We start from the raw sequence: 21,714 nt of genomic DNA, 5'->3' as shown, positions 1-21,714 counted from the left end.
GTCAGAACCCCGGGATGAGACCGACCACGAGGTCGATCAGTTTGATGCCGATGAAGGGGACGATCACGCCGCCGAGCCCGTAGACGAGCAGGTTGCGGCCGAGGATCGACGACGCCGACGCTGCGCGGTACCTGACGCCGCGCAGCGAGAGCGGGATGAGCGCCACGATGACGAGCGCGTTGAACACGACGGCCGACAGGATCGCGGACGACGGGCTGTGCAGGCCCATGACGTTGAGCGCGGCGAGGCCGGGGAACGCCAGCTGGAACATCGCCGGGATGATCGCGAAGTACTTCGCGACGTCGTTCGCGATCGAGAACGTGGTGAGTGCCCCGCGGGTGATGAGCAGCTGCTTCCCGATCCGGACGATGTCGATGAGCTTGGTCGGGTCGGAGTCGAGGTCGACCATGTTCCCGGCCTCCTTCGCCGCGGTCGTCCCGGTGTTCATCGCGACGCCGACGTCCGCCTGCGCCAGGGCGGGGGCGTCGTTCGTGCCGTCGCCGGTCATCGCGACGAGGTTCCCGCCCTCCTGTTCCCGGCGGATGAGCGCGAGCTTGTCCTCCGGGGTGGCCTCGGCGAGGAAGTCGTCGACGCCGGCCTCCGCGGCGATCGCCTTCGCGGTGCGCGGGTTGTCACCGGTGATCATCACGGTCCGGATGCCCATGCTGCGGAGCTCCTCGAACCGCTCGGACAGGCCGTCCTTGACGACGTCCTTGAGGTGGACGACCCCGAGCAGCGCGACCTGGCCCGACGGGGCACGACGGGCGACGACGAGCGGCGTCCCGCCCTGGTCGGAGATCTCGGCGACCGTGGCGTCGATCGCCGCGATCACACCGGCATCGGGGGTTCCAGCCCAGCTGAGCACTGCCGCTGCGGCGCCCTTCCGGACCTGCGAACCGTCGGCCAGGTCGACGCCGGACATCCGGGTGTTCGCGGTGAACGGCACCTCGACGGCACCGGCCGGCAGGCCCGTGGTCACCCCGTCGGCGACCGCCAGGTCGACGATGGAGCGCCCCTCGGGGGTCCCGTCGGCTGCGCTCGACAGCGCCGCGGCCGCCATCAGCTCCGGTTCGGAGACCCCGGGCACGGGCACCACACGGGATGCCCGTCGGTTGCCGTACGTGATGGTCCCGGTCTTGTCGAGGAGCAGCGTGGTGATGTCCCCGGCGGCCTCGACCGCACGACCGGACATCGCGAGGACGTTCCGCTGCACGAGCCGGTCCATCCCGGCGATGCCGATGGCCGACAGCAGGGCGCCGATGGTCGTCGGGATGAGGCAGACGAGCAGGGCGATGAGGACGGTGATGCTGACCGTCGCGCCGACCATCCCGGCGATCGGCTGCATCGTGAGGCAGACGATCACGAAGACGATCGAGAGCGACGCGAGCAGGATGTTCAGCGCGATCTCGTTCGGCGTCTTCTGCCGTGCGGCGCCCTCGACGAGGCGGATCATCCGGTCGATGAAGGTCTCGCCGGGTGTCGAGGTGATGCGCACGATGATCCGGTCGGACAGCACGCGGGTGCCACCGGTGACCGCACTCCGGTCACCGCCCGACTCGCGGATCACCGGCGCGGACTCACCCGTCACGGCGGACTCGTCGACCGAGGCGATCCCGTCGATCACGTCACCGTCGCCCGGGATCACCTCACCGGCGACCACGACCACCACGTCGCCCTTTGCGAGGTCGACGGACGCGATGTCCTCGGTCGCGTTCGCCGTGGCGGCCGGGTCGGCTGCGTCGTACCCGAGCACCCGTCGGGCGCTGGTCGTCGACCGGGTCTTCCGGAGCGTGTCCGCCTGGGCCTTGCCGCGGCCCTCGGCGACGGACTCCGCCAGGTTGGCGAAGACGACGGTCAGCCAGAGCCAGACCGCGATCGCGATGGTGAACGCCGAGGCGTTGACGAACGCGGCGGCCGTGGTCAGGGCTGCGCCCACCTCGACCAGGAACATGACCGGGTTCCGCCACATCAGTCGCGGATCGAGTTTCCGCAGTGCGCCCGGGAGGCCCGCCACCAGTTGACGGGGCCCGAAGGCGGACGAGCGGGTGGTCGGCTCCACCGCGGTGCGCGGTTCCGACTCGGAGGTCACGGTGGTCATGACAGTCCTTCTGCGAGGGGACCCAGTGCGAGCACCGGGAAGTAGGTGAGTGCGGTGACGATGACGGCGACGCCGGCGAGGAGTCCGACGAAGAGCGGCCGGTGCGTGGGCAGCGTGCCGACGGTCGCGGGGACCCGGTCCTGCGCCGCGAGCGACCCGGCGAGCGCCAGGACGAACGCGATCGGCACGAAGCGGCCGAGCAGCATCGCGATGCCGAGCGCCGTGTTCATCCAGGTCGTGTTCGCGGTGAGGCCGCCGAACGCCGACCCGTTGTTGTTGCCGGCGCTGGTGAACGCGTAGAGCAGTTCGGAGAGGCCGTGGTTGCCGGGGTTGAACACCGAGGTGCCGAGGACCTGCTCCCGGACGCCCGGGATCGCCAGGGACAACGCGGTCCCGAGCAGCACGACGGTGGGCGTCACGAGGATGTACAGCGCCGCGAAGGTCATCTCCCGCGCCCGGATCTTCTTGCCGAGGTACTCCGGCGTCCGGCCGACCAGCAGCCCGCCGATGAACACCGTGATCACGGCGAGGACGAGCATGCCGTAGAGACCGGACCCGACGCCGCCGGGGGTGACCTCGCCGAGCATCATGTTCAGGAGCGCCATCATCCCGCCGATCGGCGTGAAGCTGTCGAACATCCCGTTCACCGCACCCGTGGAGGTGGCGGTCGACGTGGTGCCGAACAGGGTGGTGCCGAGGATGCCGAAGCGGACCTCCTTGCCCTCCATCGCGGCACCAGCGGCGTGCGTGGCCGCGCCGCCCCCGGCGAGTTCGGCGATCGACATCGCGGCGAGGGACACGAGGAAGATCGCGCCCATCACGGCGAGGATCGCGTACCCCTGACGACGGTCGCCCACCATCCGGCCGAACGTGCGCGGCAGTGAGAACGGGATCGCGAGCATGAGGAAGACCTCGACGATGTTGGTCCACGCCGACGGGTTCTCGAACGGGTGCGCCGAGTTCGCGTTGAAGTAGCCACCGCCGTTCGTGCCGAGGAGCTTGATCGCCTCCTGCGACGCCACGAACCCGTCCGGGATGTGCTGTGTCCCGCCGGCCAGCGTCGCGACGTCGGTGCCGCTCCCCCACGACTGGACGACGCCGCCCGCGACGAGCACGATGGCGAAGACGAAGGACAGCGGCAGGAGCAACCGGCCCGTGCCCCGGACGACGTCGACCCAGACGTTGCCGATCGTCGACGAGCGGCGCCGGGCGAACCCGCGGACCAGGGCGACGGCGACGGCGAGCCCGACGGCGGCGGAGAGGAAGTTCTGCACCGCGAGGCCGGCGAGCTGTACCGAGTACCCGACCGTGGCCTCGGGCGAGTACGACTGCCAGTTGGTGTTCGCCACGAAGGACGCCGCCGTGTTGAACGCGAGCGACCATCCGACGTCCGGCAGCCCGAGGTCCCCCGGCAGCACCGTCTGGATGCGCTGCAACAGGAACACCACGACGAGCCCGGCCGCGCTGAACAGCAGCACCCCGCGGAGGTACGCGCCGGACGACTGCTCCGCGTCGGGGTCGACCCCGATCAGCCGGTAGACGATCCGCTCGGCGCGGCCGTGGTGCGACGAGGTGAACACCCGTGCCATCCAGTCACCGAGCGGGCGGTGCACGACGACGAGCAGCAGGACGAGGACCGCGACCTGGGCGATGCCGGCCCAGGTCGCCGCGGCCCCCATCAGAACCGCTCCGGGCGCACGAGCGCCCAGACGAGGTAGACGACCGCGGCGACGCCGAGGACGGCGGCTGCGATGGTGATGCCGAGCACGTGGACTCCTGGAGGTTCTTCGGGTCCGCGGCAGGTGCCGTGGACGGCACCGTTCCTGGTGCCGATCCGATGGTGGATCCGGCACCGGGCCTCCAGGCCGCTCCTAACGCCCTCCTAACGTCGCCTCCCACGACGCATGCGCTCCCCTAACACTTGCCCCCGTCCCGACCCGCTGATATGTTGGCTACAACGGTTCCCGCCAAGGCTCGACGCTCGCGTCTCCTCAAACGGGCGGGACTGCTCCGTCCTGTGCTGCTTCGGCAGCACAGGACGGATTCCTCCAACCGCTCATGTTGTTTCCTGCGCTGTAGTTGCTGCCGGCTTGCCCGAGATCGAACGAATCGACGATCTCGAAGGCGCCATCATCACGTTCACCAGCTCTCACCTCTCGCCCTGGCGCGTGACCCAGTTCCGCCGGGCGCTGCGGACAGTCGGACTCCCGCACTCCGATGGGGATGTCCACCGTGTCCATGAGTTCGACAGTGCGATCCGGTTTGCCCTGCTCATACGGATCGAGCGGATCGAACTCGCGCTCCGGGGCCAGATGGCATCGACATGTGCAACGAGGTTCGGACCGAGCTGGCACATCGACCCGCGCGCATTCCGACCGGGCGTCGACATCGAGGCGCTTCGTGCGCAGTTCACCGGCGCGCTCGACAGGAGCACAGACCCAGCCGCTCGACAGATCTGGTCGAGACGCGACCTCGATCAGATCTCGTTCGGCATGGTCTCCGAGCACCTGAGCCTCGGCGCGATCTCTCGCATCGCCGGGCTCCTCGATCCGCAGGTCTCCCGTGTTCTGGCGCAGACGTTCCAGCTCCCGGCACCGACGCTCCGCGCCACGCTGCAGCACGTCACGCACGTTCGGAACTGCTGTGCGCACCACACTCGGATCTGGGGCACGCGATTCGGCGTGCCGACGCCGAAGTACCGATCGCCAGCAACGCTGGTCGCACGCCTCGAAGGGGGGCAGCCGAGGTCCCCGTCCCGCTCGCTCGCGCTCATCAGCCACATGGCCGACAGCGTCTGCACCGACCCGGCACGCACGACGGCGCTCGAGCTCCTCCTCGCTGATCACCGGGATCTCCTCGTCGGCCTGGGAACGACTCGGTGAGACCGTCACACGACGGCGGCCCGCAAGCGGTCCGCAACCACGGCGCAGGCATCGCGGAGCGCCGCCGGCCCGACGACCTCGAACGACGCGTCGAAGCCGGCGATCCGCGCGGCGAGCGCCGTCCACGACCAGGACCCGATCGTGAGCCGGCAGCGGTCGGCGCCGAGCTCCTCGAGCTCGGTGCCACCGTCGAGGTACGGCGCGATGGTCCGCGCGGCGACCTGCAGCTCGACGGTCCCGGTGCACGGCCACGCGTCCCGGACGTCCGAGCCCTTGAAGCGCGCGGCGACGAACGTGGCGGGGTCACCGCCGGGCACGTCACGCGGCGTGAAGCGGAGACCCGTCGGCGTCCGCGGGTGCATCCGGTCGATGCGGTAGGTCCGCCAGTCCTGCCGTTCGTCCACCCATGCGAGCAGGTACCACCGGCCGTTCCGGGCGACCACCGCGTGCGGCTCGACACGACGCGGCGGCCGGTCGCCCGGATCGTCGCCGGCCCAGGCGGTGTCGAGGTCGAAGCGGAGCACCTGCCGGGTCCGCACGGCATCACTGACGGCGACGAGCACCTCCGGATCGACGGTCGTCGTCCCGGGCGTCGCGATGACGTCCACCGCGTCGATGCGGTGCCGGAGCCGTGCGGGCATCACCTGCCGGACCGCGGCGAGCGCCCGCGCCGCTGGTTCGGCGATGTCCGCACCCGATGCCGGGGCGACCGCCAACGCGAGGGCGATCGCGACCGCCTGCTCGTCGTCGAAGAGCAGCGGCGGGAGTTCCGCGCCGGCGGAGAGCCGGTAGCCGCCGGCCGGGCCCTTGAGCGCCTCGACCCGGTACCCCAGCTCACGGAGCCGGTCGACGTCGCGGCGGACGGTGCGGGGACTGACATCGAGGCGCTCGGCGAGGACGTCGCCCGGCCAGTCGCGACGGACCTGCAGCAGGGAGAGGAGCGCGAGCATGCGCGAGGACGGTCCGGACACGGATCCAGTATCCGTCGAGAAGCGGACATGATCTGACCGCTACCGTCGCCAGACTCGTTCCCATGACGATCACCACGACTCCCCACCTCAACTTCGACGGCAACGCCCGCGAGGCCCTCGACTTCTACGCGAAGGCCCTCGGCACCGAGCCAGCCACCATGACCTACGGCGCGATGGGCGCCACCGACGACCCCGCGTGGGCGGACCGCATCGTCTGGGGCCAGGTCCAGACGGCGAGCGGCATCCGCGTGATGGCGTTCGACGTGTGGCCCGGACAGCCCTACGACCAGGGCACGAACGCGTCCTACGTCTACCTCAGCGGCACCGACGCCGACGAGATCACGGCCGCGTGGGACGGACTCTCCGACGGGGCAGAGATCCGTCAGCCGTTCGGGCCGGCCGCGTGGTCACCGCTCGCCGGGCAGCTCCGCGACAAGTTCGGCGTGATCTGGGCACTCGACGTCGCCCCGGAGTCCACCGACCACTGACACGGGGTCACCGTGTCGGCACCCACGTCGACACGGTGACGGCGGCGGTCACCGTGGCCGGCGCGAACACCGCGTCGGGAGCGACGTGGTGGTGACTCGGCCCCATGTGCACGACGTCGTGGACGTCCTCGGCGGACAGGTCCATCGTCCACGTCAGGTCCTCCGACGACGACTGCACGAACGACGGCGTCAGGGAGTCGTGGAGCCGCCGCTCCTTCTCCGGGTCGACGCTGATCGTCGCCTCGGCGAGCTCCGCCAGGTGCCCCGCCCGCGGTGTCACGACCGCGAGCACCCCGTCCTCGTGCAGCACCCGCGCGTACTCCCGCTGGTTCCGCGGGGCGAAGACGTCGAGGACGACGGCGGCAGCGCCGTCGACGATCGGCAACCGCTCCGTGACGTCACCGACCACGGCCCCGGCCCGGACGTGCACCCGAGCAGCCCGCCGGATGGCGACGGCCGACAGGTCCAACGCGACCCCGAGCCTCCCGGCCGGATCGGACGGGTCGGACGGGTCGGACGCATCGAGCGCGTGTGCGAGGTAGGTCCCAGGACCGGACCCGACGTCCAGCACGACCCCCGGTGCGTCGGCGGACGAGACGACGGCGGCGAGCGCCCGCTCGACCGGCGCGTAGTGCCCACGACCCAGGAACCGGATCCGCGCGTCGACCATCTCCGGGGTGTCCGCGGTCAGCGCGCGCCGCTTCGCCGGGAGGAGCGTCAGGTGCCCCTGCTTGGCCTCGTCGAACCGGTGCCCGTTCGCGCACCCGGCCTGCCCGACGCCGGTGCGACCGAGCGGCTCGCGGCACACGGGGCAGGCGAGCACGGGCAGCAGGTCGTCACGCACGCCGTCCAGCGTACGGGCGTCGGTAGCCTGGCCCGATGTCGCTCCAGCAGCTCTTCGGTCTCGACGGACGCACCGCACTCGTCACCGGCGGCAGTTCCGGCATCGGCCGTGCCATCGCGGGTGCGCTGGCGGACGCGGGAGCACGCGTCGTCATCGCTGCGCGGACCGGCGACACGATCACCGCAGCCGTCGACGAGATCCGCGCCGACGGCGGGTCGGCCGAGGGCGTCGTCGCGGATCTCTCCACCCGCGCCGGAGCCCATGCGCTCGCCGATGCCGTGGGCGACGTCGACGTCCTCGTGAACTCCGCGGGGATCAACCTCCGGCCGCCGATGCCGGACCTCGACGAGGCGACGTGGGACGCGACGATGGCGGTGAACCTCGACGCGCCGTTCGTCCTGGGGCAGCGTCTCGCCCCCGGGATGGCTCGTCGCGGGTACGGCCGTCTCATCGCGATCAGCTCCCAGCAGGCCCACCGTCCGTTCGCGGCCAGCGGCGCGTACGGGGTCTCCAAGGCCGGCCTGGAGGCCCTGGTCCGGTCCCAGGCGGAGGCCTGGTCCGCGCAGGGGGTCACCGCCAACGCCCTGGTCCCGGGGTTCGTGCAGACGCCGTTGAACCGACGGCTCAGCTCCGACCCCGCGACCGTGGAGCGGCTGGCGGCGCGGACCCTGGTCGGGCGGAACGGGCGGACGTCGGACTTCGCTGCTGCGGCGGTGTTCCTCGCCGGTCCGGGCTCGGCCTACGTCACCGGGCAGTCGATCGCGGTCGACGGCGGATTCTCCGTGCACTGACCCCGTGCTCCGCCCCCGCCGGGTCCTCGCCGTGGCGCTAGGTTCGCTGCATGGCACTCATCCACCGCGCCGAACTCCGTCCGTCCAAGGCCGAAGCGCTCGCCGCGTGGTTGCCGTCGCAGCCCTGGAGCGGCGTCGCACCCGGCGCGACCGTGGACGTCGTCGGGCGGTTCCGTTTCGACGACCCCGCGGGCGAGGTCGGTGTCGAGACGATGCTCGTCCGGGTGGGCGACGGCGCGGTGCTGCACGCGCCGCTGACCTACCGCGACGCGCCCCTCGCCGGTGCCACGGCGTTCCTGGTGACCGAGATGGACCACTCCGTCCTCGGCCGGCGCTGGGTCTACGACGCCGCCGGGGACCCGGTGTACGCCGACGTCCTGCGGCGCACGATCGCGACCGGTGGCCACGAGGCCGAGCTCGTCGGGGCGCCGGGCCTCGACACACCGCCGTCGCACGGCTCGGCGCGGGGCAGTGGTTCCGCCGCGTCCTCCCCCGCCGTCACGACCGTCGCCCCGACGACCGAGGGCGCGCTCACGACCATCGGCGACCTCACGATCCTGCGCGTCGTCGGGACGCCGCTGCCCGCTGGCGAGACCCTGACCGCGACGTGGGCCGACGCCGGTCCGACCGTGCTGGCCGTCTTCCGCGCCTGAGCGCCCTCCGCGCCGACCACCCGACGGGTACCGACAGGGCCTCGTTCGACCGCGTCCTGCCTGGCAGGATCGGGGACGTGAAGACACTGGAGTTGCCACAGACGGACCTCACCGCATCCGACGTCATCGTCGGGCTGATGCGGATCAACGACATGAGCGACGAGGACATCCGTTCGCTCTACACGGCCTCGCGCGACGCGGGCGTGACCATGTTCGACCACGCCGCGATCTACGGCGGCTGGCACGGCTGCGAGGAGCGCTTCGGCGCCGCGGTCACGCTGTCCGCGTCGGAGCGCGCCGACATCCAGCTGCAGACGAAGGTCGGCATCCGCCAGGGGTACTTCGACTTCTCGTACGACCACATCATGTCCTCGGTCGAGGAGTCGCTGACGGCCCTCCGCACGGACTACATCGACGTCCTGCTGCTGCACCGCCCCGACGCACTCGTCGAGCCCGAGGAAGTGGCGAAGGCGTTCGACGAACTGCACGCCGCCGGCAAGGTGCACCACTTCGGCGTCTCGAACCACACCCCCGGGCAGGTCGAGCTGCTGAAGAAGTCGGTCACGCGTCCGCTCGCGTTCAACCAGGTGCAGCTGAGCATCACGCACGCGAACGTCATCACGCAGGGCCTCGCCGCGAACATGGGCGGCCTCGACCAGTCGATCGACCGCGACAACGACATCCTCAACTACTCGCGCCTGCACGACATCACGCCGCAGGCCTGGTCGCCGTTCCAGAAGGGCTTCTTCGACGGCGTCTTCCTCGGCGACCGCGAGCACTACGCCGAACTGAACGACGTGCTCGAGGAGCTGGCGTCGGCGCACGGGGTCACCCCGACGGGCATCGCCGTGGCGTGGATCACCCGGCACCCCGCGCACTTCCAGGTCGTCCTCGGCACGACGAACCCGCAGCGTGTGCGGGACTCGGCCGCCGGCTCGGACGTCGTGCTCACGCGCGAGGAGTGGTACCGCGTCCTGACGGCCGCGGGACACACCGTCCCCTGACCCGCTGCTGGCCGGGCAGGGTCGCTCCGGCGGCCCTGCCCGGTCAGTTCTCGGAGTCCAGCTCGCTGCGGGAGCAGCCGAACGCCTCGATCACCTCGTCCAGTTCGGTTCGTCTGCCATCGTCGGCCGCGAAGCGCAGGGCGACGAGAGCAACGTCGAGTGCGACCATGAGGTCGTTGCCCGTGTCCGTCACCATGCGAGACTCGTTGCCTTTCGGGCCGTGAAATGTCACACTGTCTGGAGTCGCCCCATCGCGGTGGGAGCGGAAGTGGTCCCTGGGAGATCCTGCGGTATAGCGGGGCCCGGGGATTCGCGCTTTCACCGGCGTTCCACGTGCGTGACGAGCTTCGTGCCCACGACGGCCCGGTACCGTTCCACGCATCGTCGGTCGGCGGCGATGATGCCGCACATCGCGTCGGCAGCCCAGAGCAGCGGCTCGGCCGCCCCGGGAATGTGCTCCACGCGGATGCCCGTGAGCAATCGACGCGCGCGAAGCGCGTCCAGGTGCTGACGGTCGAGCCGATCGGCGGGCCCGCGCGATTCCAGGACGACCCGGTCGACACCGACCGTCGTCAGTTCGAGGAGCAGGCGCTCGAACGCGATGCGGCTCGGTGTCATTCTGGAACACTACCGGTCACTGATCCTCCCCTGCCGTTGTTGCCCGGCGGGTCAGCGGCTCGAGACGTAGTGGTTCGTGACCTGGGTCTGCGACAGCACCGTGCTGTACACCGCGGCGTAGCGCATCGAGCCGGTGAAGGAGTAGTTGTTCGCCGTGCCCGGCCACCCGGTCGTGGTGTCGTACCCGACCCGCCAGTACCCGGTGGCGTTCTCCGGCAGCGTGTACGCGGTGTTCGACGCGACCAGGACACCGTCGGCGTAGAGCCGCATCCCGGTGGCCGCGGACATCGTCGACACGACGTGGTGCCAGGCGCCGTCGTTGTACGACGCCGGTGAGGTCACGACCTGCACGGCGTTGTTGTACGCGCCGAACACGAGCTGGCCGCTGGTGTTCAGGTAGATCTGCCGGTCGTGCTGGCCGGACACCGCGACCTGGTTGCTGCCGAAGCCGATCAGGAGCCCGCCGGCGACGGTCGTCTTGAACCAGACCTCCTCGCTGAAGGTCGTCGGGTTCTTGACCGCGGTGGGCGTGGAGACGAACGACGTGCCGCCGTTGAGGACGTAGGAGCTCCCCGGGTCGCGCGGACACGCGTTCGGGCTCGGCGTCGCGGCGGTCATCGTGCCCTGGTAGGTGCCGTTCGCACCCTTGCCCGACCAGTCGACGGCGGTCTTCGCGCCCGTCGCCTCGCCGAGCTTGTAGGCGAACACGGCGCCCGTCAGGTCGTCGTCGATCGCACCCGAGCAGGTGAAGTCCTTCGCGGTGCCAGCGGTGTTGCTGCTGTCGGTGACCTTCGCGCTGAAGGCCGAGCGGGTCGGCGCGAACTGGGCGAGCAGCACCACGGCGACGAGGGCCAGCACGAGGACCAGCGCGACGACCTTGCCGTCGCGGAGCCGGACGCCCCTCACGAGGGCCGCACCGTGTGAACGCGGCCGACCGCGAGGCACAGCACGAGGGGGATCAGGCATGCGGCGATGAGCAGCGCCCACCCGAGCGGGTCGAGGTCGATGTTCGACGTGAGCTGGTACTGGCCGTTCCGGGTGAGCTCGTGGACCACCACGCGGCCGACCTCACCGTCGACCAGGTGGACGCTGTTCCCACCGTGCGCGTCGACCCGCACCGGGAACATGCCGGAGGAGATGATCGTCGCCTCCACGGAGTGCGGGTGCGCGGTGTTCGTGATGGTCGTCACGTTCACGAACGGCTTGAGCACGAACGCCGCGTACGAGACCGTGAGCGCCGATCCGGCGATGCGGAGCGAGCTCCGGGTGACCCGGTCGCTGAAGGGACTCGTCAGCACCCAGATCAGGAGGGTGCCGATGAGCAGCAACGGGGCCGCCCGGAAGAGCCAGCCGAGGTGCGGGACGAGCAGGGCCGGTGCCCCGACGAGGTTCTCCTGCGTCAGCGTCCACGGGTCGGTCGCGCCGTTCACGTCGCCGCGGGTGTGGATCCCACCGTCGGCGTCGATGCTGATGACCCGGTGCGTGTACGTGGTGTCAGGGGCCTCGCTGACCCGGAACGAGACGATGTCGCCCACCTGGAGCGACGACGCCTGGACGGGGAGGTCGAGGACGAGCGTGCCGACCGGAGCCGCCTCGCCCATGGACGGCGTCTCGACGACGAACATCCGGCCACCGCTCGTGAGGAACAGTGCGGCGGCAGCGAGGAGCACCGCTGCGACGACGGCGACCGACCAGGCGAGGGTGACCTCGAACCGGCTGGCGGTCGGGGCGCCGAGGAGCGGGCGGGAGAGGGTGCCGGTCAGCGGGACGGCCGAGGTCTGGCTCATGGTCGTCCCTCCGGTTCGGATCGAGGTCGTGCGGGTGGGGTGGTGCTGGTGCTGGTGCTGGTGCTGGTGCTGGTGCTGGTGTCCCAGCGAGGAGGTGACACCTCGGCCGGCTCGGGCTCGGTCGAGGTGTCACCCGGGGGTGGAGCAGATCAGGCCGTGAAGGTCCAGGTCATCGGGACCGAGGCGGCGAGGCCCTGGTAGGTGTTGCCGGCCGAGGAGTCCAGCGTGACCGCGAAGTTGAACGGGACGCTCACACCGGCAGCCGGAGCGGCGGGCATCGTGAAGGCCGATGCCGCGGCGCCCTTGAAGCTGGCGAGCGTGCCGGAGAACACGGTGGTCGACCCGGAGGTGATGACCAGGTTCATCTTCGCGCAGAGGTCGGTCGCGGTGCCGTTCGCCGAGCCGTTGTTCGACTGGGTGCAGGTCGCACCCGGGGTGAGCGTGAAGGTGCTCGCAGCGGCGGTGCCGGTGTTCTTGATGCTGATCGCCGTGTTGACCGTGTTGCCCGGCGTCATCGTCGTGCTGCCACCGAACTTGTTGATCGTGGCGCAGGTCGCGGAGTTCGTCGAGACGGAGCCGCCGTCGGTGCTGAGGCAGGTCACCGATGCGTTGGCGTTCTGCTCCTGCATGACGAGCGTGCCGCTGGCGGCGGTGTTGCTGCTGTTGGTGATGCTCGCCGCGAACCCGGAGAGGGTGCCGGTGAGGGAGAGGGAGAGCAGGACGGCGGCGAAGATGCCCGCGATGAGCGCAACAGGCGCAAAGCGGAGGCGCTTCACCGGGGAGATGCGGTGCGGGTTCGACACGGGGTACCTCGATGATCAGGAGTGGATGGGGCGCCACCGGGATGGCGTTTCTTGCTTGATCATCAAGATAGCCAGTCATTCACATAACTGGAAGCGCAGCCATTGCCCCAGAGCGGGGGGCAGCCAGCGACCACGCCGGGAGTCCGTGCCATCCTTGCGACGGAACACGACAGGGAGAGGACCCGGTGGCAGGGACAGCAGAGGGTGACGCGGCGGAGCTGCTCGGGGCGCTCGACGCCGTCATCCGCGCGGAGCGGGGCCTCGCCGGGCAGCTCAGTGACCGCGCGGGGATCCACGAGACCGGCCTCCGAGCGCTCGCACAGATCAGCGACACCGGGTACGCGACGGCGACGGAGCTCTCCGGCTACCTCAGCCTGACGTCGGGCGCGGTGACGAACCTGGTCGACCGGCTCGCCGCCGCCGGCCTGGTCGAGCGTCGCCCGAACCCGTCGGACCGCCGGGGGTCCCTGATCCTGCTCAGCCCGGCGGGTGAAGCCGTGATCGCCGACGCGCGGGAGCGGTACGCCACGGTCCTGCGGGCCGTCCACGCCGCCACCGGGGTCGACCTGACCAGCGTGCTGAACGACGTCGCGACCGGGCTCCTCCAGCAGGGTGCTGCGATGGAGTCCGAAGAGGACGCCGCGGGGAACGCCTGAGCGCTACTCCGGGTTGCTCGGCGACGGGCTCGAGATCGGCGCGAGGAACAGCGACGGTGCCGCCGGGTCGGCAGCAGCGCCGCTGACCACCTCGACCGCGATGTCCAGGCCGCGTGCCGGGTCCTGATCGAGTTCGAGGCCGTTCTCGGCCACCTGGTCCTCGGGGATCGCGCGGCCCTGGGAGGGATCGAACGCGCTGCTCATCGACATGGGACGAGCATGCCCGCCGTCGATGAGCAGCGCCTATGAATCACCCCTGTCGGACGCGATGAGTTCGAGCTGCGTGAGCGTCACGGCGGACGTCGGGGTGAAGTCGAACGTGTCACCGCCCCCGGAGATCCGGAACACCCGTGTCTGCCCGGCCCACTCGAACACCGCGTCGGCGACCGTGACCACCGTCGATCCGAGCGCGACCTGCCACGAGTACGCCCCGGGCGCGGCGGCCGTCACCGTGTACAGCGAGGCCGACGCGATCGCGACCGGGAACGAGACCGTCGAGCCTGCGGCGAGCGCCGTCACGGTCCGGCCGGTGTCGTCCGTCAGTGGCGACGCCGCCACGGGGAGCACGTCGGTCGGGGTGTCCCGGTACCCGTGCACGTCCGAGGCCGAGACCGGCCGCGTGTCCGCTGCCCAGCCGGTGGGGGTCTCGGAGAGCTCGATGACGATCGTCGCCGCGCCGGCGACGACCGCGTGCGGGATGCTGATGGAGTTCCAGGGCGACCCGTCGACGGTGACGGAGGCGACGAACCGACCAGCGCCGGCGGTCTCGATGACCGTCACCGATCCTCCCGTCTGACGCAGCACCGCGCGACGGACCGACGGCGGCACGATCACGTAGGAACCACTGGCCGGTGCCAGCGGGTACAGGCCGATCGTCGCGAAGACGTACCAGGCGCTCATCTCGCCGTTGTCCTCGTCACCGGGGTAGCCCTGGCCGAGGTCCGACCCGACGAACAGGCGGTCGACGGATTCGCGGACGATCCGGTGTGCGTCGTCGTGGCGTCCGGTGAACATCGGGAAGAACGGGATGTGGTGCGCGGGCTGGTTCGAGAGCCCGAGCATGCCCATCCGCACGTCGCGGGCCTCGGTCATCTCGTGGATCGGGAGGCCGTAGTGTCCGGCACGGTCCGTCGCGCCGGTCTCCCGGGCTGCGAAGAACCGGTCGATCGCGGCGTCGAACCCGGTCGGCCCGCCGTGCAGGTCGACGATGCCGACGCCGTCGTGCGGCGCGGTGAACATCGTCCCCCAGGCGTTCGTCTCGGTGTAGTCACCGCCCCACTGGTCGGGGTCGTAGCCCTCGCCCTCGCGCCACCGCCCGTCAGGGGTCCGCCCGATGAAGAACCCGCGGCGCCGGTCGAACACGTTCCGGTACTGCAGGGACCGGCGGGCGAACCACTCGGCCTCGGCCGCGTACCGCTCGCGTTCCGTCGCGTCGGTGGTGCGGTCTGCCAGGGCGGTGGCCATCACCGAGACGCTCCAGTCGTTGATCGCGGCGTCCAGGGTCCATGACATCCCCTCGGCGGTGTCGGTGTCGACGTGGCCGCGGAAGGCGCCCGGGAGGCTCCCCTTGCGCCCGACACGCTCGTCCCGCGGCGGGACGGTCGCGTTCTTCACCGCGCTCCGGTACGCCTGCTCCAGGTCGAACCCGTCCACGCCCTTCGACACGAGGTCGCCGAACACGGTGTCGCTCGTGGTGCCCGTCATGCAGTCCTCGGCGCCGGGGGCGCTCCAGCGGGGGGTCCACCCGCCGTCGGAGAAGTGCTGCACGAAGCCCTGCGCGAGCTCGGCAGCGGTGTCCGGGGTGAGCAGTCCGAGGAGCGGCCACGCGGTGCGGTACGTGTCCCAGAACCCGTTCGTGGTCGTCATCGCCCCGTCGACCACCTCGGGACCGGGCTCGTCGCGGATCGGCTCCGCGAGGACGTCGCCGTACGGGGAGCGGTAGTGCGGCGTGCCGGTGAGCGCGGCCTCGCCGGCACGGTTCGGGTAGAGGAACAGGCGGTACAGGTCCGAGTAGATCGAGGTCAGCTGGTCCTCGGTCGCACCCTCGACCTCGAGCGTCGCGAGCTCGGCGGTCCAGAGCTCCTCGGCGCGGGCGCGCATGGCGTCGAAGGAGCCGGCGGCGTCGAGGTTCGCCCGGGCGTCCGCGAAGGAGACCGTCGAGATCCCGAGGAGCACGTCCGTGTCCCCCGCGACCGCGAACCACCCGCGGAGTTCCCCGTCCGCGGACGTCGTGTGGTCCTCGGTCACCCCAGGGACCCGCAGGTGCACGAAGTGCGGCGGCGTGCCGGGGCGGTCGTCGAGGTGCGCCTCCACCACCGCGGTGCCGTCCTCGATGCGCACGGTCGCGTCGAGGACTCGGCCGTGGTGGTCGAGGACGACGCTGCGGATGCCGGTGAACCGGAAGCCGAGGGCGAACTCCCCCGCGGTCATCTCCGCCGTGACGCCGTGCTCGAGCGCCACCCGGTAGCGGTGCGGGCCGTCGAGTTCCTCGTCGTGGTCGAACGCCAGCGCCCGGGCCACCGGGTCCGGGTCCGGCGACGCGAGCGGGGACGGCATCACCTGGAACACCCCGCGGTCCCCCATCCACGGCGACGGGATGTGGCTGGTCGCGAAGGCCTGGAGCGCGGGCCGGTTGTCACGCGGACGGTTGTGCTCCTGGTACGCGTACGGCCACCGGTTGCTCGCGGCGTCGGTCATCGGCAGGCCGAACACGCCGCCGTGCGGGAGCCCGACGAGGGGCGCGTTGTTGCCGCGGGAGAACCGGGAGGACGCCTGGGTGCCACGGGTGGTCCGCACGTGGTCGAGCGGGCGGGTCGCTGCGGGCCGCCGGGACGGTGCGATCCGGACGTCGTCGAGCCAGCCGCGGAGGGCCGTCAGGGTGCCCATGTCGTCGGCGGCGGCCGGCGTGGCGGAGCCGAGCCGGGCCTCCAGGCGGTCGACGACCCGACCCGCGAACGGCGCGAGGTCGACCTCACGCCGGTTCCACTGGTCCACCCACTGCTTGCGCGCGGCGTCCTGGGCGGCGGGGGTCAGCGCGTCGCCGTACTGGTCGGTGGCGGAGTCGCTCAGCCGGGAGCCGTCGGTGAACAGCACGTCGAGGGTGAAGGCCGTGGCGTCCCAGAAGTGGTCGAGGTCCGCGACGTCCGGCTCGGTCCGGCCCGCCGGCAGGGTGCGCTCCGGGAACCAGACCCAGGACAGCCGGTCCCCCGACTCGATCGTCCGTCCCGAGAAGCCGGGAACGCTCGCGTCGACGGTGCCGGTGCCCTCCGGTCGTTCGACGAGGTACCCCTCGAGGGACGTGAAGCCGACATGGTTCCTGGCGGCGACGGCCGTCGTCGGGCCACCGCTCCGTTGCAGTTCTCGCACGCCCCCACCCTATTTGCTCCAACGGATGGACGAAACCCCGTGCTCGTCGGGACGTCGCCGACCGGGCGCTCGATCGAGTGCGCAGCAATGGGCCCCCAATGCTGCACCAGCCGCCGTTCGTGCGCAGTCGATCACCGTCGACGACGACCCGTTCCTCGTCCCGTCCGCCGGGTCGGGTCAGCCCTGGTTGTGACCCGGCGCGTTCTCCGAGTTGCCGGGGCCGGTGTCCGCGGATGTCGTGTCGGCGGAGGTCGAGTCGGCAGCGCCCGTGCCGGACGACGAGGTGTCCGCCGCACCGCTGTCGAGCGGTGTCTGGACCGGCAGCGTCGGCTCGACCGAGGGTTCCGGACCGTTCGACGGCTCCGCGGGCTGGGACGGCGCGGGCTCGACGGTCTGCGAGGGCTGCGGCGCGGTCGTCTGCGACGGCTGGGTTGGCTCGGACGGCTCGTCCTGGGGCTGTGAGGGCTCGTCGCTCGGCTGCTCGTCGACCGGCGCGGACGGCGAGGTCGAGCTCGACTCGGTCGGAGCCGGGGTCCCGCCGCCGTTGCCGAGCGCGAGCACCGCGACGACGATCCCGGCGAGCACGAGCACACCGACGATCACGAGCGTGATCACCAGGCCGCGCCGACGCTTCTTCGCAGGTGGCGCGTCCGACACCGGCGACGCGGCGACCGGGCCACCTCCGCCGCCGGTCGGCTCGCCGGTTCCGCGTTGGGTCCCCAGGACCGTGGTCGCCTGGTCGTCCGATCCGGAGGCCTGACTCGCCGGCATCACGCGGGTCGCGTCGTCATCGGGTCCGCGCACGGGCATCGCGCGCGTCGCCTCGTCGGCCTGCGCCGATCCCGGGGCGCCGAGGACGGCGGTGGCACCGGCCGCCCCGGCGGCCGCAGCCGCCGCGGTGAGCGTGCCGGGGCCTCCTGGCAGGAGCTGCGTCGCGGGCGCACCGTCGTCGTACGCCAGCGCGCGGAGTCGTTCGGCAGCTTCCGTGGCCGACGGCCGCTCGGCGGCGTCGGTCGCCGTCATCACGTGCAGGAGGACCCGCCAGGCCGTCGGCAGTGCCGGATCGATCTCCGGCGAGCGGGTGAGCCGTGCGGTCGCGGACTCGACCGCGCTGCCGGGGAACGGCATCCGGCCCGTGAGGCACTCGAGGAGCACGAGACCGAGCGAGTACACGTCGGACTTCCCGCTGATGCCCTGCGCGGTGACCTGCTCCGGGGCGAGGTACGCGGCGGTCCCCATCACGGTGCCGGTCCCCGTGACCCGGGCGGCGTCGCGGAGGAGCGCGATCCCGAAGTCCGCGAGCTTCACGTGCGAGCCGTCCGCCTCGAGCAGGACGTTCGCCGGCTTCACGTCGCGGTGCACGATGCCCTGCGCGTGCACGGCGGCAAGGCCGTCCGCGACCTGCGCACCGACCCGAGCCGTGGTCGAGCGGTCGAGCGGTCCTTCACGGAGGCGGGTCGCGAGGTCACTGCCCGGGACGAGTTCCATCACGAGGTACGAGTCACCGTCGGCGTCGTCGAGCGCGGCGTCGTAGAGCGTCACGAGCGCCGGGCTGCGGAGGCCGGCGAGGACCTGGATCTCCGCCTCGGCGCGGGCGCGTTCCCCGTGGTCCACCGCACCCATGCGGAACACCTTGACCGCGACCTCCCGCCCGAGTTGCTCGTCGACCGCGCGGTACACGGACGCCATGCCCCCGTGTCCGAGCGTTCCCGTGACGCGGTACCTGCCGCCGAAGACCCGTTCTTCCATGCCCGGCAACCTACCGGCACGACCTGACGGCCCCCGCGTGGACGGGGCGGCTCCGGTGTCCCCGGAGCCGCCCCGCGGACCTACAGCAGCTGCAGGACCGCGCCCGCGAGGGTCACGATCGCCGTCACGAGCCCGAGGACCTCGAGCACGAGGACGGACGTCCTGCGGTTGCCGCACCGATGCCGGTGTTTCGCCATCGTCGGCCTCCCTTCCCAGGGCAGGAGACCGTGGTCCGAGCTCCCCTTCCGATGGTCCGGAGGGTCGCGTAGACTCGATCACCGTAGGCGGTTCGAGTTACTACGCAACTCAGACCACTGACCTCTTCACGAGGTGAGATCAGCCCCTGGTTGCCACCGGGGGCTTTTCTCGTGCTTCTTCGAGTCCGGCCGGGCTTCGCCTGGAGTCCCGGCCGACGTATCGATCCTTGCCTGGTCCGACCGTCGTCACGAAGGCCTGTGGATATCGCTCGCCCCGTCGCGGCGGAGGGCCGTGAGGTAGAGCCGGTGCGCCGTGATGACGAGGGCCAGCCAGGCGAGGCCGAGCGCCCACGCCGCCAGGACGTCGGTGAGCCAGTGGTGCCCGAGGAACACGCGGGAGAGCCCGACAGAGACGACGAACACGCTTCCGAGCACCACCGTCCACACCCGCGACACCCGCCGCGACTGCCGGAGGAGCAGCAGGTACACGATCGTGCCGACGATCACCGTCGCGTTCAGCGTGTGTCCCGACGGGAACGAGGGCGAGTGCTCGTACGGCGGCACCGCGTCTGCGAGCGGCGGTCGAGCGCGCCCGATGAGGTCCTTGCCCGCGACGGTCATCAGGAGCGAACCGGCACTCGCCGCGACGAGCAGCACGAGGGGTGTCCAAGCGCGGCGCTGGATCGTGAACCCGACGAGGAACCCGACGGCGACGATCGGCATCCCGACGGTGCCGGCGACGTTCGTCCACCACGTGACGACCGTGTCGAGTCCTGGCGTCCGCAACGACATGGCGAAGTCGAGGACCGGTCGGTCGAGGACCGCGACGTCGTCGGCCTCGCGCACCGCGTCGTAGACCTCGGAGGCGACCCACGTGCAGACGGCGGCGATCGCGATGCCGATCAGCAGTGTGACGAGGAGCAGCGGCAGCGCGCCGAACCGGTCACCGAGCCGCACCCACGCGGACGCCGACGCCCGGCCGGCGGGGGTCCGCCAGGTGGTCAGGTCGACGTCACCGACGGTGCGGTGGTCGCGGCGCGCTTCGTCGTCCATCCACCCAGCCTGCCCGGCGGCACCCGAACGCGAGCGCGGAGCGGGTCTCAGTCCTTCGCGCTGCCGTAGTCGTCGACGACGCCGACCGACAGTGGGAACGTGACGGGGAAGTCCCCGAAGAGGATGCGGCCGGCATCGGCAGCGGCGGCCTCGACCTGCTCGGCGACCCAGGCGGCGTCGGCCTCCGGGGTGTGCAGGACGATCTCGTCGTGCACGAAGAACACCAGGTGCGCGCCGTCCCGCACGGGGCCCCGGTACCGTGCGGCGAGTCGGGTCCGGAGCGACGCCATCCACGACAGCGCCCACTCAGCCGCGGTGCCCTGCACCACGAAGTTCCGCGTGAACCGCCCCCAGCTCCGGGCACGCGACTCGACGGAGCGCTGCATGGCCGGGGTGCCCTCGACGGACCAGGCGAGGTTCTTCGCCTCGAACCAGGCCTGCTCGGGGACCGGCGAGGTCCGCCCGAGTCGTGTGGTCACCGGTTCGCCGCGCTCCCCCGCGCGCGCCGCGCGCTCGACGAGGTCCAGCGCCCGCGGGAAGGCCCGGGCCAGCCGCGGGACGAGCCGGCCGCCCTCACCCTGGGTCGCGCCGTACATCGCACCGAGCATCGCGCCCTTCGCCTGCTGCCGGGTCTCGACGGCACCGGAGGCGACGACGCCGTCGTACAGGTCGCGTCCGTTGCCGGCGGCGGCCATCGCGAGGTCGCCCGCCATCGCGGCGAGCACCCGCGGTTCGAGCTGTGCGGCATCGGCGACGACGAGCTTCCACCCGTCGTCGGCCACCACGGCGCTCCGGACGGCCTTCGGCAGCTGCATCGCGCCGCCGCCGTTCGCCGCCCACCGTCCGGTGACGACACCGCCGACGGCGTACTCCGGGTGGAACCGCCCGTCCTGCACCCACTCGTCGAGCCACGACCACCCGTTCGCGGTGAGCAGCCGGTAGAGCCGCTTGTACTCGAGCAGCGGTTCGATCGCTGGGTGCTCGAGTCGCTGCAGCTCCCACTTCCGGGTGCTGTCCACCACGAGTCCGGCGCGGCGCAGGGACCGCAGCACGTCGGCGGGCGAGTCCGGGTTCAGGGACGGGTCGTCGAGCCGGTCGCGGAGGACATCGGCGATCTCCTCGAGTCGTCGCGGGCGTACGCCGTGGGGCACCCGTGGTCCGAGCGTGTCCGCGAGCAGGCGCTCGTGCACGTCGACGCGCCACGGGAGTCCGGCGAAGCGCATCTCGGCGGCGACGAGGGCTCCGGCGGACTCGGCGGCGAGCAGCAGCCGGAGCGCCCCGGGGTCGGTCGACCCGGCCACGGCAGCGAGTTGCGCACGGAGCTCGGCGACCGGTTCGGCGTCGTCGGCCGCCGGTGCCACGTCGAACAGTGCGTCGTCGAAGAGCTGCGCCTGGGTCGCACGCTGGAGGCGCTCCTGCGGTGCCGCGGCGTCCCACGACCCGGGCGGCGACGCCTGCAGGTCGGACCCACGCGCAGCGAGCGCGGAGCGGAGGATCCGGTGGCAGAGGCGCAGGTCGACGCACCGGGAGACTCGGCCGCCGGCGGCGAGCAGCGCCGGGTACCAGCGCGCGGTGTCGTCCCAAACCCAGCGCACGCCCGCGGACTCGCGTTCCGCGACGAAGGCCGGGAGGCTCGACTCGCGGAGGTGGACCGGCTCGCCGTCCGCGGTCCCCGCGTCGGTCAGCGGGGTCGCGAGGACGCCGCCGTCGACGCGGCTGAGGACGAGGTGCACGGAACGATCATGCCGTGCACC

General features: G+C 71.6%; 21 protein-coding genes. 6 read left to right on the top strand and 15 right to left on the bottom strand.

Going from position 1 to position 21,714, the window contains the following annotated elements:
- Position 1: 1 nt before the first annotated feature.
- Genes kdpB through kdpF form a run of 3 tightly spaced genes read right to left on the bottom strand, consistent with a single transcriptional unit; the run spans position 2 to position 3,866 of the window.
- Entirely contained in the window at positions 2 to 2,098 is a 2,097-nt protein-coding gene (gene kdpB / locus EDF27_RS04525; RefSeq protein ID WP_132047505.1) for a potassium-transporting ATPase subunit KdpB, read from the bottom strand.
- Positions 2,095 to 3,777: a potassium-transporting ATPase subunit KdpA gene (kdpA, locus tag EDF27_RS04520; RefSeq protein WP_132047503.1), complete on the bottom strand. Its 1,683-nt coding sequence runs from the start codon at positions 3,775 to 3,777 to the stop codon at positions 2,095 to 2,097. Before kdpA ends, kdpB begins: the two co-directional genes overlap by 4 nt.
- Positions 3,777 to 3,866: a K(+)-transporting ATPase subunit F gene (gene kdpF / locus EDF27_RS04515; protein WP_123654910.1), complete on the bottom strand. Its 90-nt coding sequence runs from the start codon at positions 3,864 to 3,866 to the stop codon at positions 3,777 to 3,779. The genes kdpA and kdpF overlap by 1 nt, the downstream gene beginning before the upstream one ends.
- Positions 3,867 to 4,188: 322 nt before the next feature.
- Between kdpF and EDF27_RS04510 the strand changes: the two genes are divergently transcribed.
- A complete protein-coding gene (locus tag EDF27_RS04510; RefSeq protein ID WP_165931356.1) occupies positions 4,189 to 4,980 on the top strand; it encodes an Abi family protein in 792 nt (263 codons plus the stop codon).
- 5 nt (positions 4,981 to 4,985) lie between these two features.
- Here the strand turns inward: EDF27_RS04510 and EDF27_RS04505 are convergent, their stop codons facing one another.
- A complete protein-coding gene (locus EDF27_RS04505) occupies positions 4,986 to 5,951 on the bottom strand; it encodes a WYL domain-containing protein (RefSeq protein WP_123700935.1) in 966 nt (321 codons plus the stop codon).
- 62 nt (positions 5,952 to 6,013) lie between these two features.
- Between EDF27_RS04505 and EDF27_RS04500 the strand changes: the two genes are divergently transcribed.
- On the top strand, positions 6,014 to 6,439 hold the full coding sequence (locus EDF27_RS04500; RefSeq protein WP_123654913.1) for a VOC family protein: 426 nt from the start codon (positions 6,014 to 6,016) through the stop codon (positions 6,437 to 6,439).
- Between the two features lie 7 nt (positions 6,440 to 6,446).
- Here EDF27_RS04500 and EDF27_RS04495 read toward each other — a convergent pair whose 3' ends face one another.
- Complete coding sequence (locus EDF27_RS04495) at positions 6,447 to 7,283, bottom strand: putative RNA methyltransferase (protein WP_132047501.1); 837 nt, start codon at positions 7,281 to 7,283, stop codon at positions 6,447 to 6,449.
- A gap of 35 nt (positions 7,284 to 7,318) precedes the next feature.
- Here EDF27_RS04495 and EDF27_RS04490 point away from each other — a divergent pair, with 35 nt between their 5' ends.
- The 3 genes from EDF27_RS04490 (at position 7,319) to EDF27_RS04480 (ending at position 9,731) form a co-directional block, all read left to right on the top strand.
- The gene (locus EDF27_RS04490; RefSeq protein WP_132047499.1) at positions 7,319 to 8,074 is read left to right on the top strand and encodes an SDR family oxidoreductase; all 756 of its coding nucleotides are present in this window, start codon (positions 7,319 to 7,321) and stop codon (positions 8,072 to 8,074) included.
- A 50-nt stretch (positions 8,075 to 8,124) separates the two neighbouring features.
- The gene (locus tag EDF27_RS04485; RefSeq protein WP_132047497.1) at positions 8,125 to 8,727 is read left to right on the top strand and encodes a hypothetical protein; all 603 of its coding nucleotides are present in this window, start codon (positions 8,125 to 8,127) and stop codon (positions 8,725 to 8,727) included.
- 77 nt (positions 8,728 to 8,804) lie between these two features.
- Positions 8,805 to 9,731 carry an aldo/keto reductase gene (locus EDF27_RS04480; protein WP_123654917.1) on the top strand — a complete coding sequence of 309 codons (927 nt, stop codon included), beginning with the start codon at positions 8,805 to 8,807 and terminating at the stop codon, positions 9,729 to 9,731.
- Between the two features lie 43 nt (positions 9,732 to 9,774).
- On the opposite strand, the gene EDF27_RS19575 is transcribed toward EDF27_RS04480, so the two are convergent.
- The 5 genes from EDF27_RS19575 to EDF27_RS04460 all read right to left on the bottom strand — a co-directional run bounded on the left by EDF27_RS19575 (position 9,775) and on the right by EDF27_RS04460 (position 12,939).
- On the bottom strand, positions 9,775 to 9,927 hold the full coding sequence (locus EDF27_RS19575; protein WP_165931281.1) for a hypothetical protein: 153 nt from the start codon (positions 9,925 to 9,927) through the stop codon (positions 9,775 to 9,777).
- A gap of 122 nt (positions 9,928 to 10,049) precedes the next feature.
- A complete protein-coding gene (locus EDF27_RS04475; RefSeq protein ID WP_132047495.1) occupies positions 10,050 to 10,349 on the bottom strand; it encodes a hypothetical protein in 300 nt (99 codons plus the stop codon).
- A gap of 51 nt (positions 10,350 to 10,400) precedes the next feature.
- Positions 10,401 to 11,255 carry a LamG domain-containing protein gene (locus tag EDF27_RS04470; protein WP_243698197.1) on the bottom strand — a complete coding sequence of 285 codons (855 nt, stop codon included), beginning with the start codon at positions 11,253 to 11,255 and terminating at the stop codon, positions 10,401 to 10,403.
- Positions 11,252 to 12,136 carry a S26 family signal peptidase gene (locus tag EDF27_RS04465; protein ID WP_123654920.1) on the bottom strand — a complete coding sequence of 295 codons (885 nt, stop codon included), beginning with the start codon at positions 12,134 to 12,136 and terminating at the stop codon, positions 11,252 to 11,254. Before EDF27_RS04465 ends, EDF27_RS04470 begins: the two co-directional genes overlap by 4 nt.
- A gap of 149 nt (positions 12,137 to 12,285) precedes the next feature.
- On the bottom strand, positions 12,286 to 12,939 hold the full coding sequence (locus EDF27_RS04460; protein WP_123654921.1) for a hypothetical protein: 654 nt from the start codon (positions 12,937 to 12,939) through the stop codon (positions 12,286 to 12,288).
- 185 nt (positions 12,940 to 13,124) lie between these two features.
- Between EDF27_RS04460 and EDF27_RS20210 the strand changes: the two genes are divergently transcribed.
- Positions 13,125 to 13,595 (top strand): MarR family transcriptional regulator, encoded by a 471-nt coding sequence (locus EDF27_RS20210; RefSeq protein ID WP_165931355.1) that lies wholly within the window; start codon positions 13,125 to 13,127, stop codon positions 13,593 to 13,595.
- A 3-nt stretch (positions 13,596 to 13,598) separates the two neighbouring features.
- Here the strand turns inward: EDF27_RS20210 and EDF27_RS04450 are convergent, their stop codons facing one another.
- The 5 genes from EDF27_RS04450 to EDF27_RS04430 all read right to left on the bottom strand — a co-directional run bounded on the left by EDF27_RS04450 (position 13,599) and on the right by EDF27_RS04430 (position 21,693).
- The gene (locus tag EDF27_RS04450; protein WP_123700940.1) at positions 13,599 to 13,805 is read right to left on the bottom strand and encodes a hypothetical protein; all 207 of its coding nucleotides are present in this window, start codon (positions 13,803 to 13,805) and stop codon (positions 13,599 to 13,601) included.
- Between the two features lie 33 nt (positions 13,806 to 13,838).
- Positions 13,839 to 16,961 carry a GH92 family glycosyl hydrolase gene (locus EDF27_RS04445; protein ID WP_243698196.1) on the bottom strand — a complete coding sequence of 1,041 codons (3,123 nt, stop codon included), beginning with the start codon at positions 16,959 to 16,961 and terminating at the stop codon, positions 13,839 to 13,841.
- A gap of 177 nt (positions 16,962 to 17,138) precedes the next feature.
- Positions 17,139 to 18,710 carry a serine/threonine-protein kinase gene (locus EDF27_RS04440; RefSeq protein ID WP_132047491.1) on the bottom strand — a complete coding sequence of 524 codons (1,572 nt, stop codon included), beginning with the start codon at positions 18,708 to 18,710 and terminating at the stop codon, positions 17,139 to 17,141.
- Between the two features lie 443 nt (positions 18,711 to 19,153).
- The gene (locus EDF27_RS04435) at positions 19,154 to 19,960 is read right to left on the bottom strand and encodes a phosphatase PAP2 family protein (protein WP_132047489.1); all 807 of its coding nucleotides are present in this window, start codon (positions 19,958 to 19,960) and stop codon (positions 19,154 to 19,156) included.
- A gap of 47 nt (positions 19,961 to 20,007) precedes the next feature.
- Positions 20,008 to 21,693, bottom strand: a complete 1,686-nt coding sequence (locus EDF27_RS04430; protein ID WP_132047487.1) for a bifunctional 3'-5' exonuclease/DNA polymerase — start codon at positions 21,691 to 21,693, stop codon at positions 20,008 to 20,010.
- Positions 21,694 to 21,714 lie beyond the last annotated feature (21 nt).

The organism is Curtobacterium sp. PhB136 (assembly GCF_004346855.1).
Classification (GTDB): domain Bacteria; phylum Actinomycetota; class Actinomycetes; order Actinomycetales; family Microbacteriaceae; genus Curtobacterium.
Note: the sequence above shows the minus strand (reverse complement) of the source record. Positions and strands in the feature narration are given on the sequence as shown.

What these genes read in the sequence shown, in the direction of transcription:
- kdpB (WP_132047505.1), bottom strand. Translation starts at nt 2,098, where the DNA reads ATGACCACCGTGACCTCCGAGTCGGAACCGCGCACCGCGGTGGAGCCG.
- kdpA (WP_132047503.1), bottom strand. Translation starts at nt 3,777, where the DNA reads ATGGGGGCCGCGGCGACCTGGGCCGGCATCGCCCAGGTCGCGGTCCTC.
- EDF27_RS04500 (WP_123654913.1), top strand. Translation starts at nt 6,014, where the DNA reads ATGACGATCACCACGACTCCCCACCTCAACTTCGACGGCAACGCCCGC.
- EDF27_RS04490 (WP_132047499.1), top strand. Translation starts at nt 7,319, where the DNA reads ATGTCGCTCCAGCAGCTCTTCGGTCTCGACGGACGCACCGCACTCGTC.
- EDF27_RS04485 (WP_132047497.1), top strand. Translation starts at nt 8,125, where the DNA reads ATGGCACTCATCCACCGCGCCGAACTCCGTCCGTCCAAGGCCGAAGCG.
- EDF27_RS19575 (WP_165931281.1), bottom strand. Translation starts at nt 9,927, where the DNA reads ATGGTGACGGACACGGGCAACGACCTCATGGTCGCACTCGACGTTGCT.
- EDF27_RS04475 (WP_132047495.1), bottom strand. Translation starts at nt 10,349, where the DNA reads ATGACACCGAGCCGCATCGCGTTCGAGCGCCTGCTCCTCGAACTGACG.
- EDF27_RS04465 (WP_123654920.1), bottom strand. Translation starts at nt 12,136, where the DNA reads ATGAGCCAGACCTCGGCCGTCCCGCTGACCGGCACCCTCTCCCGCCCG.
- EDF27_RS04450 (WP_123700940.1), bottom strand. Translation starts at nt 13,805, where the DNA reads ATGTCGATGAGCAGCGCGTTCGATCCCTCCCAGGGCCGCGCGATCCCC.
- EDF27_RS04440 (WP_132047491.1), bottom strand. Translation starts at nt 18,710, where the DNA reads ATGGAAGAACGGGTCTTCGGCGGCAGGTACCGCGTCACGGGAACGCTC.
- EDF27_RS04435 (WP_132047489.1), bottom strand. Translation starts at nt 19,960, where the DNA reads ATGGACGACGAAGCGCGCCGCGACCACCGCACCGTCGGTGACGTCGAC.